Origin of the sequence: Streptomyces sp. NPDC026672, assembly GCF_040638185.1 — a bacterium.
Lineage (GTDB): Bacteria > Actinomycetota > Actinomycetes > Streptomycetales > Streptomycetaceae > Streptomyces.
Genome location: NZ_JBEZXS010000011.1, coordinates 1 through 14125, shown reverse-complemented (window position 1 = coordinate 14125; position 14125 = coordinate 1). Strand labels below are relative to the sequence as shown.

At 70.5% G+C, this 14125-nt stretch carries 8 protein-coding genes and 4 tRNA genes; 5 read left to right on the top strand and 7 right to left on the bottom strand.

The genetic code is table 11. The features are described from left to right. Positions 1-49: 49 nt before the first annotated feature. The 7 genes from hrpA to AB0F77_RS14845 all read right to left on the bottom strand — a co-directional run bounded on the left by hrpA (position 50) and on the right by AB0F77_RS14845 (position 8143). Positions 50-4003: an ATP-dependent RNA helicase HrpA gene (gene hrpA / locus AB0F77_RS14875; protein WP_361947165.1), complete on the bottom strand. Its 3954-nt coding sequence runs from the start codon at positions 4001-4003 to the stop codon at positions 50-52. 91 nt (positions 4004-4094) lie between these two features. After that, on the bottom strand, positions 4095-4424 hold the full coding sequence (locus AB0F77_RS14870; protein ID WP_361947162.1) for a hypothetical protein: 330 nt from the start codon (positions 4422-4424) through the stop codon (positions 4095-4097). 178 nt (positions 4425-4602) lie between these two features. Continuing rightward, complete coding sequence (locus AB0F77_RS14865; protein ID WP_361947159.1) at positions 4603-5895, bottom strand: alkaline phosphatase; 1293 nt, start codon at positions 5893-5895, stop codon at positions 4603-4605. 229 nt (positions 5896-6124) lie between these two features. Continuing rightward, positions 6125-6201 (bottom strand) — tRNA-Phe (locus tag AB0F77_RS14860). 24 nt (positions 6202-6225) lie between these two features. After that, positions 6226-6300, bottom strand: a tRNA-Asp gene (locus AB0F77_RS14855). 37 nt (positions 6301-6337) lie between these two features. After that, positions 6338-6410, bottom strand: a tRNA-Glu gene (locus tag AB0F77_RS14850). Between the two features lie 80 nt (positions 6411-6490). Next, positions 6491-8143: a metallophosphoesterase gene (locus tag AB0F77_RS14845; RefSeq protein WP_361947156.1), complete on the bottom strand. Its 1653-nt coding sequence runs from the start codon at positions 8141-8143 to the stop codon at positions 6491-6493. Positions 8144-8249: 106 nt separating this feature from the next. Between AB0F77_RS14845 and AB0F77_RS14840 the strand changes: the two genes are divergently transcribed. From AB0F77_RS14840 to AB0F77_RS14820, 5 genes are all read left to right on the top strand, one after another. Then, positions 8250-8600 (top strand): metallopeptidase family protein, encoded by a 351-nt coding sequence (locus AB0F77_RS14840; protein ID WP_055637702.1) that lies wholly within the window; start codon positions 8250-8252, stop codon positions 8598-8600. 78 nt (positions 8601-8678) lie between these two features. Further along, on the top strand, positions 8679-9194 hold the full coding sequence (locus AB0F77_RS14835) for a hypothetical protein (protein ID WP_361947152.1): 516 nt from the start codon (positions 8679-8681) through the stop codon (positions 9192-9194). Between the two features lie 207 nt (positions 9195-9401). Next, entirely contained in the window at positions 9402-11684 is a 2283-nt protein-coding gene (locus tag AB0F77_RS14830) for a DEAD/DEAH box helicase (protein WP_361947149.1), read from the top strand. 160 nt (positions 11685-11844) lie between these two features. Further along, the gene (locus AB0F77_RS14825) at positions 11845-13380 is read left to right on the top strand and encodes an amino acid permease (protein ID WP_361947146.1); all 1536 of its coding nucleotides are present in this window, start codon (positions 11845-11847) and stop codon (positions 13378-13380) included. A gap of 94 nt (positions 13381-13474) precedes the next feature. Beyond that, positions 13475-13547, top strand: a tRNA-Lys gene (locus AB0F77_RS14820). Positions 13548-14125 lie beyond the last annotated feature (578 nt).

The following is a 14125-nucleotide window of genomic DNA, read 5'->3' as shown; positions in this document are numbered from 1 at the left end:
GTACAGGAGGGTGAGCCCAGGGTCGAACTCACCCTCCGTACGGGATCGGTCACGGAGCGGCGGCGTCGATCGCCTTCACGATCCGCTTGTCCGACACGGGGTACGCCGTGCCCAGCGCGTGCGCGAAATAGCTGACCCGCAGCTCCTCGATCATCCAGCGGATGTCCAGCACGGCGGCCGGTGTCGGCCGGCCCTGGGGCAGCTGCTCCAGGAGCCACGCGTACTCGTCCCGCATCTCGTGCACCTTCTCCATCCGCGTGGTGTCCCGCTGCACGTTCGCCGCCATCTGCTGCAACCGCCGGTCCACGGCGATCAGATACCGCATCAGGTCCGGCAGCCGCCGTATCCCCGCCCACGTCACGAAGCCGGGCTTCACGAGGCCGTCCAGCTGCGTGCGCACGTCCGTCAGGTTCGGCAGCAGCGCGGGGCTCCGTACGCCCTTCAGACGGCGCTCGGCGGCCTGCCAGGCGGCGAGGACCTGCTGCACCTGCCCGACCGTGCGGACCGTCGTGTCGACGATCTCCGCCCGCACCTTGTCGTAGAGCTTCCGGTACGACTCCTCGTCCCAGACCGGCCCCCCGAAGTCCGCGATCAGCTTGTCCGCCGCGGCCATCGCGCAGTCGTCGAACAGCGCCTGGATCGACCCGTGCGGGTTCGCCGACAACCCGAGCTTCTGGGCGTTCGTCAGATGCTCGGAGGCGAACTTCGCCGGGTTCACCGGGATGGTGCGCAGGACGAGCCGCCGGGTGCCCCGCCACATCGCCTCGGCCTGCTCCTCCTCCGTGTCGAAGAGCCGCACGGACACCGTGTCGCCGTCGTCCACCAGCGCCGGGTACGCCTTCACCGGCTGCCCGGCCCGGCGCGTCTCGAAGACCCGGGTGAGCGTGCCGATCGTCCAGTCGGTGAGGCCCGAGCGCTCCAGCGACTCGCCGCCCCGGCGCTCCGCCGTGGCCGCGGCGGCCTGCGACAGCGCCTGGCGCGCCTTGGGCCGCAGCCGCAGCTTCAGCGCCTCCAGGTCCTTGTCCTCGGCCAGCTTGCGGCGCCGTTCGTCCACGATCCGGAACGTGATCTTCAGATGCTCGGGGACCCTCGCCCAGTCGAAGTCGTCCGCCTCGAAGGGCACCCCGACCATCCGCTTCAGCTCACGGGCCATGGTCACCGCCAGCGGCTCCTGGAGGGGCACCGCCTTCTCCAGGAACGCCTTCGCGTAGTTCGGCGCCGGCACGTAGTTGCGGCGGATCGGCTTCGGCAGGGAGCGGATCAGCTCGGTGACGACTTCCTCCCGCAGGCCCGGGATCTGCCAGTCGAAGCCCTCGTCCGTGACCTGGTTGAGCACCTGGAGCGGGATGTGGACCGTCACGCCGTCCGCGTCCGCCCCCGGCTCGAACTGGTACGTCACCCGGAACTTGAGCTGCCCCTGCCGCCAGGAGTCCGGATAGTCGGCCTTGGTGACCGCCTCCGCCGACTCCCGGATGAGCATCTCCCGCCCGAAGTCGAGGAAGTCGGGCTGCTCGTGCCGCTTGTGCTTCCACCAGGAGTCGAAGTGGGCGCCGGAGACGACGTGTTCGGGGACCCGCTGGTCGTAGAAGTCGAACAGGGTCTCGTCGTCGACGACGATGTCCCGGCGCCGGGCGCGGTGTTCCAGCTCCTCGACCTCGCTGAGGAGCCTGCGGTTGTCCGCGAAGAACTTGTGGTGCGTGCGCCAGTCGCCCTCGACCAGGGCGTTGCGGATGAACAGCTCGCGGGAGACCTCGGGGTCGATCCGCCCGTAGTTGACCTTCCGCTGGGCGACGATCGGCACGCCGTACAGCGTGACCTTCTCGTACGCCATCACCGCCGCCTGGTCCTTCTCCCAGTGCGGCTCGCTGTACGTCCGTTTCAGGAGGTGGCCGGCGAGCGGCTCGACCCACTCGGGCTCGATCTTCGCGTTGACCCGGGCCCACAGCCGGCTGGTCTCCACCAGCTCGGCCGACATCAGGAACCGCGGCTGCTTGCGGAACAGCGCCGAGCCGGGGAAGACCGCGAACTTGGCGTTGCGGGCGCCCAGGTACTCGTTCTTGTTGCCGTCCTTCACGTCCTTCATCCCGACGTGCGAGAGCAGGCCGGCGAGGAGGGAGACGTGCACGCGGTCCGACGGGGCATCCTCCTCGTCGAGGTGGATGCCCATCTGCTTGGCGACCGTGCGCAGCTGTGTGTAGATGTCCTGCCATTCGCGGATGCGCAGGAAGTTCAGGTACTCCTGCTTGCACATCCGGCGGAAGCTGCTGGAACCGCGCTCCTTCTGCTGCTCGCGGACGTACCGCCACAGGTTCAGATAGGCGAGGAAGTCGCTGGTCTCGTCCTTGAAGCGGGCGTGCTGCTGGTCGGCCTGCGCCTGCTTGTCGGCCGGGCGCTCGCGCGGGTCCTGGATGGACAGCGCGGCGGCGATCACCATGACCTCGCGCACACAGCCGTTGCGGTCCGCCTCCAGCACCATGCGGGCCAGCCGCGGGTCGACGGGCAGCTGGGCGAGCTTGCGGCCGGTGTCCGTGAGCCGCTTGCGCACGTCCTTCTGGGCCGGGTCGAGGGCGCCCAGCTCCTGGAGGAGCTGTACGCCGTCCCGGATGTTGCGGTGGTCCGGCGGGTCGATGAAGGGGAACTTCTCGATGTCGCCGAGGCCGGCCGCGGTCATCTGGAGGATGACGGAGGCGAGGTTGGTCCGCAGGATCTCCGCGTCCGTGAACTCCGGGCGGGCGAGGAAGTCGTCCTCCGAGTACAGCCGGATGCAGATGCCGTCGGACGTACGGCCGCAGCGGCCCTTGCGCTGGTTGGCGCTGGCCTGGGAGACCGGTTCGATCGGCAGGCGCTGGACCTTGGTGCGGTGGCTGTAGCGGGAGATGCGGGCGAAGCCGGGGTCGATGACGTACTTGATGCCGGGGACGGTGAGGGAGGTCTCGGCGACGTTGGTCGCGAGCACGATCCGGCGTCCGGTGTGCTGCTGGAAGACCCGGTGCTGCTCGGCGTGCGAGAGCCGGGCGTACAGCGGCAGGACTTCCGTGAATCTGTATCTCTTCTTCTCCAGCGCGTCCGCCGTGTCCCGGATCTCGCGCTCGCCGGACAGGAAGACGAGGATGTCGCCCTGCCCCTCCGCCATCAGCTCCTCGACGGCGTCCGTGATCGCGGTGATCTGGTCCCGGTCCGCGTCCGCCTCCTCCTCGGCGGTCTCCTCCAGGAGCGGCCGGTAGCGGACCTCCACCGGGTACGTGCGTCCGCTCACCTCGACGATCGGGGCGTCGCCGAAGTGCCGGGAGAAGCGCTCGGGGTCGATGGTCGCGGAGGTGATGACGACCTTGAGGTCCGGGCGCTTGGGCAGCAGCTGGGCCAGGTAGCCGAGCAGGAAGTCGATGTTCAGGGACCGCTCGTGGGCCTCGTCGATGATGATCGTGTCGTAGGCGCGCAGCTCGCGGTCGGTCTGGATCTCGGCGAGCAGGATGCCGTCCGTCATCAGCTTCACGAAGGTGGCGTCCGGGTTCACCTGGTCGGTGAAGCGGACCTTCCAGCCGACGGCCTGGCCGAGCGGGGTGCGCAGCTCCTCCGCGACGCGCTCGGCCACCGTGCGGGCGGCGATGCGGCGGGGCTGGGTGTGGCCGATCATGCCGCGCACGCCGCGGCCGAGTTCCATGCAGATCTTGGGGATCTGCGTGGTCTTCCCGGAGCCGGTCTCACCGGCGACGATGACGACCTGGTGATCGCGGATGGCGGCCGCGATCTCGTCCTTCTTCTGGCTGACGGGCAGCTGCTCCGGATAACCGACCGGGGGCACGCCGGCTCGCCGCTCGGCCATGCGGGCCTCGGCCTTGCCGACCTCTGCCTCGATCTCGGCGAGGACGGCGGCACGGGCCTCGGGCTTGCGGATCCTGCGGGCACCCTCCAGCCTGCGTCCGAGCCGGTGGGCGTCGCGCAGCGACAGCTCGGTCAGGCGGGGGGCGAGGGCGCCGAGGGCGGGGGCTGGATGCGTAGACATACGCGGTCCAGGATCTCACCCCGCGGAAATTGCTGGCGAACGGTTTTGTCCGTGGCGACCGAATGATGTGGAACGCCTCGTCATCACCCGTTCACTGACCGGTCAGCGCCTGGTCGGGGGTGCGCGGGGCGGGGGCCGGGGTCTCGCGCCGGGACGTGGCGCCGTCGCCCAGGGCGATGGAGCGCGCGGTGTTGGAGATGGCCTTGATCCCCAGGTAGGCCGTGGTCATGCTGCTCATCGCGGTGAAGGCGGCGGTCAGTACGCCGACGACGACCGCGGTGTCGCCGTCGAGCCGCCAGACGCCGAAGACGGCGACCACGGTGATCGCGAGATTGCTGACGATGACGGCGAGCAGTCCGTACCGCGCCCGGTACTTCTCCAGCTCGGTCTCCTGAGCAACTCCCGTACCGCCCCGTGCCATCGCCCGTCCCCCGACTCCCGATCGACTCCCGATCGACTCCCGATCCGACGCCGCACAACGTAGCGCCGCGCCCCTTGCGTACCAAGCGACCGTCCTGCCCCACCGACGGACTCCGGCCACGCCCCTCACACCCGTGGAGCGGGGCGAGGGGCGTGGCCGGGGCGGGGGTCCTACGCGGTCAGCGGCGCGTCAGGGCCTGGTGCAGCACGTCGTACACGTGGGTGTTGGCGTGCTTGCCGGTGAAGCGGTCGGACAGCGGTCCCGCGGCGGTCACCGGAACGTCCACACCGGTGTGGCCGGACGTGGTCCAGTCGATGGAGAAGTTCTTCTCGCTGCCGCGGATGGTGAAGGGACCGTCCTCGGCGGAGATGCCGTCGCCGGACTCGTCGGCGGCGTCCGACTCCTCGACGGCCAGGCCGCCGGTCTCGTGGTCGCCGGTGACGACCAGCAGGGTGTCGGGGTGGGTGGCGACGTAGGCGCGGGCCACGGCCACGGCCTTCTCCAGCTCCTGCATGGACTGCAGGACGCGGGTGCCGTTGTTGGAGTGCGCGAACTCGTCGGTGCCCTCCTCCTCGACCATGAGGAAGAAGCCCTTCTTGTTCTTGTCCAGCGTGCTCAGGGCCTTGCTGGTCATGGTGGAGAGACCGACCACCGGGCTGTACACGTCGCCCTGGCCCTCGGCGCGCTGCTGGAACATCTCCTCGTTGGCGAAGAGGCCGAGGAGCTTGCCGCCCTTGGCGCGGTTCAGCTGGTCGCCGTTGCTGACGTAGGAGTAGCCGGCCTTCTGGGCCTTCTTGATCAGGTCGCCCTTGGTGCCCTTGCTCGCCTCGGACGGGTCCTCGGCGGGCTGGTCCTTGAAGGCGCCGGCGCTGCCCGCGGGCAGCCACCAGTCCTCGCCGCCGCCCAGGATGACGTCGGGCTTGCTGACCTCGATGTACTGGCGGGCGATCTCGTCCTGCGCCGAGCGGTTGGCGGTGTTCGAGAAGAACGCCGCCGGCGAGGCGTCGGTGACCTGGGCGGTGGTGACCAGGCCCGTGGCCTTGCCGGCCGCCTTGGCCTGCTGGCCGAGGGTGGCCAGCGGGTTGCCGTCCACGTCGACGCTGATCGCGCCGTTGTAGGTCTTCTCGCCCGTGGCCCACGCGGTCGCCGCGGCGGCCGAGTCGGTGACGACGGCCTTCGGGTCGTCCGGCTCGGTGGTCAGCTGGCCCGAGGCGGGCAGCTTGTCCATCGCGAGCTGGCCGCCCAGGCCGTTCAGGTGCAGGCGGGCGGCCTGGCGCATGGCGGCGCCCATGCCGTCGCCGTTGATGAAGATGACGTTCTTGACAGCCGGGTTCTTGGCCTTGGCCGAGTCGTGCGGAGCCGAAGCCGACGCGCCCAGCGTCGGGTTGACCACCATCGTCACGACCGCCGCGGCGACTGCGGCGGCCGCGGGAGCGGCGAATCGCCGAGCCCCACGAAGATCCAGGGACACAACATCCTCCGTTGGTGTTCTTGTCCTTTGCTTGACCGTGAACATAAGGATCTTTGGTGGGTGATTGACCAAGTCAAGATGACCAGAACACGACGAGCCCTCCAGCGCAAGGTAAAGCCCCCCACCCAAAACTTGTCCGAACAGGTCAGGCGAGAGCGACCGCCGCACGGCACACGAAAACACCCCCTCCGAAAGAACCCGGAGGGGGTGTGTGCCCTGATGAGGGCTGTGGTGGCTGGGGCCGGGGTCGAACCGGCGACCTTCCGCTTTTCAGGCGGACGCTCGTACCAACTGAGCTACCCAGCCACGAGGTTCCCGAGGGAACCTCAGCGGTCCTGACGGGATTTGAACCCGCGGCCTCCACCTTGACAGGGTGGCGAGCACTCCAAACTGCTCCACAGGACCAAGCTGTGCGTGCAACAGTGTCGCACACGATCTTGCGTGCCCCCAACGGGATTCGAACCCGTGCTACCGCCTTGAAAGGGCGGCGTCCTAGGCCGCTAGACGATGAGGGCTATCGGCCCGCCTGGGCGCTTCTCAGCGCGTCGGGGACGTGAGAAGCATATGGGATGGCGGGGAGGATCGCCAAAACGGTTTACGGACCGCTGGGAGAGGCCGTGCCGGAGGGATTCGGGGGGCTCGGTGTGGCCCCCGGCTGGTTCGACTCCGGCAGGTGACGGCTGACCTCGGCGGTCGTCAGCCCCAGACCGCCCAGCTTGATCTCGTCCCACGCCTGGAGCGTGCGGCTGTCCCGGTCGAAGTAGAGGATCGACGCCTCGATCGGATCGGGGTACTTGCCCTCCACGGCCCGCAGTCCGCTGCCCCCCGTCGACCCCTCGATCCGCAGCCGGGTGCCGTACCGCATGACCTCGTCGCCCTCGTGGTGCAGATGGCCGGCGAGCACGATCGGCACCTCGCCGTCCGTCTCCCGCGCCGCCACCGGCTCATGGGCGACCGCCACGTCCACCGGTGTGCCGGCCGCCCTCTGGTCGCGCAGCGCCGACGCCAGCCGGTCCCCGGCCAGCCGCTCCGCCGCGTCGCCGCCCGGCACCACCGAGCGGTCGGGGGTGTACTGCGGGTCGCCGATCCCCGCGAAGCGCAGCCCCGCGACCGTCCGCGCCCGCCCGTCGTCCAGCACCCGCACGTTCTTCATGCGGGCCAGGTAGCGCTGCGTCTCCAGCGAGTCGTGGTTGCCGCGCACCCAGACGTACGGCACGCCCAGGTTGGCGACCGGGTCCAGGAAGCCGTTCTCCGCCGCCGTGCCGTGGTCCATCGTGTCGCCGGAGTCGACGATCACGTTCACGTCGTACTGCTTCACCAGCGAGGCGATGATCTTCCAGCTCGCCGGGTTGAGGTGGATGTCGGACACGTGCAGCACCCGGATGGTCGTCGGGTCGGGTTCGTAGGCGGGAAGCGTGGACGTGACGTCGTACAGCTTCGTCACGTTCGTCACCAGACGGGCCAACTCCTTCTGGTAGACGTCGAATTCGGTGACGATGTTGCGCGCGTTGCCGACCACCGAGGGCGCCGAGGACAGCAGGCCCGAGAACTTCGGCTCCAGCACCGACTTGGGGTTCCAGGTGGCGTACGCCGTCGCGCCCGAGGCCGCGAGGAGGGTGAGCGCGAGGCCGCCGGCCGCCAGGGCGCGGCGCGGGCGGCGGTAGACGGCGAGGCCGAGCGCCGTCGCGCCCCCCACCACGGCCACGCAGGAGCGCACGGCGAGGTCGAGCGTGCCGTGCTCGACGTCCGTCGCCACCTCGTCCTGGAGGCCGGACAGGCGCTCGGGGTGGTCGACCAGGGCCTGCGCGCGTTCGGGGTCGAGCTGGTCGACGTTGACGTCGAGCCGGACGGGTGCCACGTGGCTGTCGAGGGTGAGCGCGCCCAGCGGCGACACGTTGATCTTCGTGCCGCCGGTGAGGGACGGGCGCAGGGTCATCGTCGTGTTCATCGGCCCGACCGGCGCGCGCACGTTCCCGACGATCAGCAGCCCCAGCCAGGCGCCGACCAGCACCACCGCCGTCAGCCCGAGGGCCCGCACCCACGGGCGCGGCGCGCCGGCGAGTTCGAGGGCGGGCAGGGCCGTCGGGGAGCGGGACGCACCGCGCCCGCGGCCTGCGGCGTCGCGCCCGGGGGTCGTCGCGCCGCGCCCGGGGACCGATGAGTCGCGCCCGGGGGCCGTGCGGCGGGCCGTTCGGGTGCGGATCGCCTTCCGTACGCGGTCGAGGAGGACGGTGGTGACGCTGACCATTCGTGCCGTATGCCCAGACACGCGGGCGGATATGCGGCACTCCGGAACCTCGTGCCGACCCGCGCGAGCACTCTCGTACGGCCCGCGCGTACCGGACAATGGGCTCGTGCTGGAGATGACGCGCGAGGAGTTCGAGGAACTGGTCGCCGAGGCGCTGGACCGGATTCCGCCGGAGCTGACACGGCTGATGGACAACGTCGCGGTGTTCGTCGAGGACGAGCCGCCCGCCGACGACCCCGAGCTGCTCGGGCTGTACGAGGGGACCCCGCTGACCGATCGCGGCGAGTGGTACGCGGGGGTGCTGCCGGACCGCATCACGATCTACCGCGGGCCGACCCTGCGCATGTGCGCCACCCGCGAGGAGGTCGTCGCCGAGACCGAGGTGACCGTGGTGCACGAAATCGCCCACCATTTCGGGATCGACGACGCCCGGTTGCACGCCCTCGGCTACGGGTGAGTGCTGCACGCGTGTCCTCTTGCGGGCGACGGGAGTTGGGCAGCTTGACTTCCCGATCCGCCCCCGGAGGTGGCCGCCGTGCGCCCCTTGTACGTACCCGTCCGACTGGCCGCCGCGGTGCTGACCGTGGCCGCGGCCGCCGGCTGTGTGAACGTGGGTGAGGACGCCGGCCGGGCCGGCCCCTCGCACTCGGCGGGGCGGCGCGGCGGTGAGGCGCCGGACGGCGGCGCGGCCGTGCCGGGCGGGGTCGCCGGGTACGGCGGCCGGGCGGGAGACGGTGATCGGGGCCACGGCGGCAAGGCGAAGCCGGGGGAGTCGGGGCGCGCGTCGGCCTCGCCGTCCGGCACGGCGGACGCGTCCGGTGCGCCGGCGCGGCCGGGCCGCGGTACGGACGGTCCGGGCGTCCAGCTCCCGAGCCAGGAGCAGCCGACCCCCACCCGGCCCTCGGACCCCACGCCGACCCCGCCGCCCGCCGAGCCGCCGGCCTCCCCGCCCACGCTCCCCACCGCGGAACCGTCGTCGTCCGCCCACGAGGAGACGGGGCCGCAACTGGTCCGGCGGGAACCGGCGCCCGCGGCCGGAGCGCCGGTCTGACCTGCGACTATGGGCTCGGTTTGCCTTGAGGGGTGGTGGGTGCGTATGGTGGTAGATCGTTTGATCCCATTTGCCCGGCGCCAACGCAGAGCGCGCCGTGTGGCGCGTTCTCTCCTTTGCCGTGGCTGACCGCATAGAGGCGGTCGTAGACGAATCACGGAGTTGACGGGCGCGTGCCGACGAGACTCCGGAAGGTTTCGCATTCGCATGTCCGTGTCCAGTACTGATCACATCGTCGTGTCCGAAAACTCGAACAACGAGAACGAGAACACCGTTCACGACGACGCGACCCCGGTCACCGAGACCGCTGACACCCCCCAGACCACCTTCGCCGACCTCGGCCTGCCCGAGGGTGTGGTGCGCAAGCTCGCGCAGAACGGCGTCACCGTCCCCTTCCCGATCCAGGCCGCGACCATCCCGGACGCCCTGATCGGCAAGGACATCCTCGGCCGCGGCCGCACCGGCTCCGGCAAGACCCTCTCCTTCGGCCTGCCCACGCTGGCCACGCTGGCCGACGGCCACACGGAGAAGAAGCGCCCGCGCGCCGTCATCCTCACGCCCACCCGTGAGCTGGCCATGCAGGTCGCCGACGCCCTCCAGCCGTACGGCGACGTCCTCGGCCTGAAGATGAAGGTCGTCTGCGGCGGCACCTCCATGGGCAACCAGATCTACGCCCTGGAGCGCGGCGTGGACGTCCTGGTCGCCACGCCCGGCCGGCTGCGCGACATCATCAACCGCGGCGCCTGCTCCCTGGAGGACGTGCAGATCGCCGTCCTCGACGAGGCCGACCAGATGTCCGACCTGGGCTTCCTGCCCGAGGTCACCGAACTGCTCGACCAGGTCCCGGCGGGCGGCCAGCGCATGCTGTTCTCCGCCACGATGGAGAACGAGATCTCCACGCTGGTCAAGCGTTACCTCGTCGACCCGGTGTCGCACGAGGTCGACGCCGCCCAGGGCGCGGTCACGACGATGTCCCACCACATCCTGATCGTGAAGCCCAAGGACAAGGCGCCGGTCACCGCGGCCATCGCCTCCCGCAAGGGCCGCACGATCATCTTCGTCCGCACCCAGCTCGGCGCCGACCGCGTCGCCGAGCAGCTGCGCGACGCGGGTGTGAAGGCCGACGCGCTGCACGGCGGCATGACCCAGGGCGCGCGCACCCGCACGCTGGCCGACTTCAAGGACGGGTACGTCAACGTCCTGGTCGCCACCGACGTCGCGGCGCGCGGCATCCACGTGGACGGCATCGACCTCGTCCTGAACGTGGACCCGGCGGGCGACCACAAGGACTACCTGCACCGCGCCGGCCGCACGGCCCGCGCCGGCCGCACGGGCACCGTCGTCTCCCTCTCGCTGCCGCACCAGCGCCGCCAGATCTTCCGGCTGATGGAGGACGCGGGCGTCGACGCCGCGCGCCACATCATCCAGGGCGGCGCCGCCTTCGACCCGGAGGTCGCCGACATCACCGGCGCCCGGTCCATGACCGAAGTCCAGGCCGAGTCCGCGGGCAACGCCGCCCAGCAGGCCGAGCGCGAGGTCGCGCAGCTCACCAAGGAGCTGGAGCGCGCCCAGCGCCGCGCCACCGAGCTGCGCGAGGAGGCCGACCGCCTCGTCGCACGGGTCGCCCGCGAGCGGGGCGAGGACCCCGAGGCCGCGGTGGCCGAGGCACAGGTCGTGGCCGAGGCGGAGACGGTCGCCGAGGCGACCGCGCCGACCGGTGCGGTCGTGCCGGAGCAGCCGGTCGCGCAGGACGTGGACCGCTCGGAGCGGCAGGAGCGGCAGGAGCGCCCGGCGGGGACCGGTTCGTACGAGCGCAGGGACCGGGAGCGTTCCTTCGACCGTGACCGTGACCGCCGCGACGACCGTCGTGACGACCGCGGTGGCCGCTCCTTCGAGCGTCGTGACGACCGGGGTGACCGTGGTGGTCGTTCCTTCGAGCGTCGTGACGACCGTCGTCCGTTCGACCGTGACCGTTCCTTCGACCGTGACCGTGACCGCCGTGACGACCGTCGTGACGACCGGGGTGGCCGCTCCTTCGAGCGTCGCGACGACCGTCGTCCGTTCGACCGTGACCGTCGGGACGACCGCCGTGACGACCGGGGCGGCCGTGGTTTCGAGCGTCGTGACGACCGGGGTGACCGTGGTGGTCGTTCCTTCGAGCGTCGCGACGACCGCCGTCCGTTCGACCGTGACCGTTCCTTCGACCGTGACCGTGACCGCCGCGACGACCGTCGTGACGACCGCGGTGGCCGCTCCTTCGAGCGCCGCGACGACCGTGGCGGCTTCCGCCGGGACGAGCGCGGTGGGCACCGGGGCAGCGACCGCCCGTTCAACCGCGACCGGCAGGGCAGCGACCGTCCGGGCTTCCGCCCCTCCGGCCACGACCGCCCGTACGGCCGTCGTGACGACCACCGCGGCGGTTCCTCCGGCTCCGGCTCCGGTTCCTTCGGCCGCCGGGACGACAAGCCGCGCTGGAAGCGCAACGGCTGACCCCGGCCGGACCGTGTGAAGCGGGCCCGCACGACCACACGGTCGTGCGGGCCCGCTCGCGTGTGTACGACGCCTGGCGTAAGGCGATTGCGTATACGACGGCGCGTTCCGGCCACGGAGTGACGCATGTCACGCTGTCGACGGGGGAATCGCTGGGGGCATGACAGATGACGCCATGCCCCAGGGAGCGAGCGGGCTGTCCGACGAGGAACGGCTCGCCCAACTCGGCTACACACAGGTCCTCGCCCGCCGCATGTCGGCCTTCTCCAACTACGCGGTCTCCTTCACGATCATCTCGGTCCTGTCCGGGTGCCTGACCCTCTATCTCTTCGGGATGAACACCGGCGGGCCCGCCGTGATCGTCTGGGGCTGGGTCGGGGTCGGCCTGATGACGCTGTTCGTGGGTCTGTCGATGGCCGAGATCTGCTCGGCGTACCCGACGTCGGCGGGCCTCTACTTCTGGGCGCACCGCCTCGCGCCGCCCCGCTCGGCGGCGGCCTGGGCGTGGTTCACGGGCTGGTTCAACGTGCTCGGCCAGGTGGCGGTGACCGCGGGCATCGACTTCGGCGCCGCGTCGTTCCTGGGCGCGTATCTGAACCTCCAGTTCGACTTCGAGGTGACACCGGGCCGTACGGTCCTCCTCTTCGCGGCGATCCTGGTGCTGCACGGCCTGCTGAACACCTTCGGCGTGCGGATCGTGGCGTTCCTCAACAGCGTGAGCGTGTGGTGGCACGTGCTGGGCGTCGGGGTGATCGTCGGCGCGCTGGCCTTCGTACCGGACCACCATCAGTCGGCGTCCTTCGTGTTCACGCACTTCGTGAACAACACGGGCTGGGGCAGCGGGGTGTACGTCGTCCTGCTCGGCCTCCTGATGGCGCAGTACACCTTCACCGGGTACGACGCCTCGGCGCACATGACGGAGGAGACGCACGACGCGTCCACGGCGGGCCCGAAGGGCATCGTCCGCTCGATCTGGACGTCCTGGATAGCCGGCTTCGTCCTCCTCCTGGGCTTCACCTTCGCGATCCAGTCGTACGACAAGGAACTGGCGTCGCCGACCGGGGCGCCGCCGGCCCAGATCCTGCTGGACGCGCTGGGGGCCACCGCCGGGAAGCTGCTCCTGCTGGTCGTGATCGGGGCGCAGCTGTTCTGCGGGATGGCGTCGGTGACGGCCAACAGCCGTATGATCTACGCCTTCTCGCGGGACGGCGCGCTGCCCTTCTCGCGGGTCTGGCACACGGTCAGCCCGCGCACGCGCACCCCGGTCGCGGCGGTCTGGCTGGCGGCGGCGGGCGCGCTGGTGCTCGGGCTGCCGTACCTGATCAATGTGACGGCGTACGCGGCGGTGACCTCGATCGCCGTGATCGGCCTCTACATCGCGTACGTGGTCCCGACGCTGCTGCGGGTGCGCAAGGGCGCGGCGTTCGAGCGGGGGCCGTGGCACCTGGGCCGCTGGTCGCAGGCGATCGGGGTGGTGTCGGTGGTGTGGGTCGGCGTCATCACGGTCCTCTTCATGCTCCCGCAGGTCTCCCCGGTCACCGGGGAGACGTTCAACTACGCGCCGGTGGCCGTCCTGGTCGTCCTGGGCTTCGCGGCGACGTGGTGGCTGGTCTCGGCCCGCCACTGGTTCCTGCGGCCGGACCGCGCCCGCACGGCGGCCCCGGGGGCGTCCCGCACGCCCGCGACGGAGCCGTGAGCCGGCCCGTCCCACGCCCCGACGCGGCCGCGTCCCCGATACCCGATCGGAGACCCGGCCTCGTCCGGCTATGCTCGGGGAGGCAACACCGCCGGGGCCCTTAGCTCAATTGGCAGAGCAGTGGACTTTTAATCCATTGGTTGTGGGTTCGAGTCCCACAGGGCCTACCGGTGCGGGGGAGGGGAAACCCCTTCTGACCTGCTACGCAGCGCTCGGGTCGGCTTCGGTCGGGTCGGGCGCTGTGGCGTTTTCGGGGTTCTGCGTGAGCGATGCGTGAGCGGATGTTCGATCAGGGCCGCACGTTGGGTGATGCTGACAAGATCCCTCGCGGGTGTGTCTGCGAGGCGTCGCAGCGGCGCGGTGCCTCTCGCTCCGCGCTGCGATAGACGATGGACCGGCCGCAGCTGAAGCCAACTAGCTCATCCGTCGTTTTCTCAGCCTGCGAAGTCAGAGCAGTGGCCCACACCTTCCAACTGATCTGTCATGACTGACGGCAGCCACCTCAACATCAAACTTCAGTGGGCTACTGCGTGCGGGACAGCGGAATCCCACGCCGCTCTAGGCTTGGGCACGTACACAACGCTTAATCACGGAGGGCTCCTGCTGATGGCCAAAGAGATCACCGGTGCTGTGACACGCTGGGACATCTCAGAAGCTGTTGTCTTTTCGGGCGTGATCGGTGCGTTTCCGCTGGTCGGGGATAGCAGTGGTGATTCCGTGGGAGTCGTGACCTGTCGGGTCGTCG